The sequence below is a fragment of the Thermococcus sp. M36 genome (genome assembly GCF_012027355.1).
GTDB lineage: Archaea > Methanobacteriota_B > Thermococci > Thermococcales > Thermococcaceae > Thermococcus.
The window spans coordinates 1-638 of the sequence record NZ_SNUH01000034.1 but is presented as its reverse complement, the minus strand read 5'-3'; the positions used below and the strand labels follow the sequence as shown (position 1 = coordinate 638).

At 34.2% G+C, this 638-nt stretch carries 1 protein-coding gene; it reads right to left on the bottom strand.

The features are described from left to right. Positions 1–458: hypothetical protein (locus E3E36_RS11185; protein ID WP_206203613.1), on the bottom strand; the 458-nt coding region annotated here is incomplete at its 3' end. Between the last annotated feature and the right edge of the window lie 180 nt (positions 459–638).

Here is a 638-nt window from a genome sequence, read left to right as displayed (position 1 = left end):
TCCTCAAAAGGAGCGGTTTCAGGCTTTCCATCTCTTGAAATTACGTAAGATGAAGTATGAAAAAATTCAGCTAATACGCCGCTTCTTAAACTGATTTTTGCATTAAACTTTGTATTAATAAATGATGACACTCTGAAAGTAGAACTGTTTGATTTTACCTGATAGTTTAACCAGCGATAACTGTAAGTTAAAGGCAACGCATATTGATACTGATCATAATCTGCTTTGGTTGAAGCATAAGAAACTACTGTTTTGATATAAGATTTTGCAGAAACATCAATGCTGTGTTTAGCACCTACAACTGTGAAGTTGTTTGTTGAATAACCATCTTGGTCTTGCCTTGCATAAAAGTCTGTTGTATCAACATCCTTAACTATAAAATCTATACTACTTATACCACCCATTCCAAAGAAATTAATTTTACCTGCCTTGCCTTTTGCTAATTGAATATTGTACACCCAATCCTGATATTTTGGAATTGATTTGGTACCAACGTTTAAGCCTAAACTCTAGCCAATCTGTACAAATGAATAACGATAACCAATCATATAGGAAGCACCATTTTTTTTATTGTTTAACGGGCCTTCCAACATTGCTTCTAAACCGGAAAATAAATTCAGTTGTACGGTGCTTTCCTG